Origin of the sequence: Mesorhizobium sp. M2A.F.Ca.ET.042.01.1.1, from assembly GCF_003997405.1 — a bacterium.
GTDB lineage: Bacteria > Pseudomonadota > Alphaproteobacteria > Rhizobiales > Rhizobiaceae > Mesorhizobium.
This window is the reverse complement of the sequence record NZ_RZRX01000641.1, coordinates 1-524: the sequence shown is the minus strand read 5'-3', so window position 1 is coordinate 524 and position 524 is coordinate 1. Positions and strand designations below refer to the sequence as shown.

Below are 524 nucleotides of genomic sequence, written 5' to 3'. Positions count from 1 at the left end.
GCCGAGGAAGCAGCCAAGGCGGCCCGGCCCAACCTGTTCCGCAAGCCGCATCTCGACGAGATGGGCGCAGACGGCGCCGTGCCGTTGAAGAAGCCGCTCTTCGCCAAGCCCTCGCTCGACGACATGGGCCCCGGCACGGACATGACGACGCCGGCCGGCGCGGTATCGCGCTCGCTGTTCAAGAAGCAGACGGCGCAGGAAGCGCATGGCTCCGACTTCGGCATTCCCGGCGACCGCACCAAGCCGTTGTTCCGCAAGAACTCGCTCGACGAGATGACGGTGCGGCGGACGGAAAAGCCGGTCGAGGGAAAAGTGCCGGCGAAGCCAAAGCCGATCTCGGGAGTTGGCGAGACTGAGCGTGGCGCGAAGGACGACAAGCCAATTGTTCGTCAACGCGCCGGAATCGGCTCCTACGAGGACCCGGCCGACGAGCGCCGCCAGAAGCGGCGTCCGAGCAAGACCGGACGGCCGGGGCAGTAGCGCCATCTTCTCCTTCTCCCCTTGTGGGAGAAGGTGGATCGGCG

Annotated in this window: 1 pseudogene; it reads left to right on the top strand. The window is 67.0% G+C overall.

What is annotated here, in order from left to right:
- Window positions 1–480: pseudogene (locus EOA23_RS35340) on the top strand (excinuclease ABC subunit B); the annotation flags it as partial.
- Window positions 481–524: the final 44 nt, after the last annotated feature.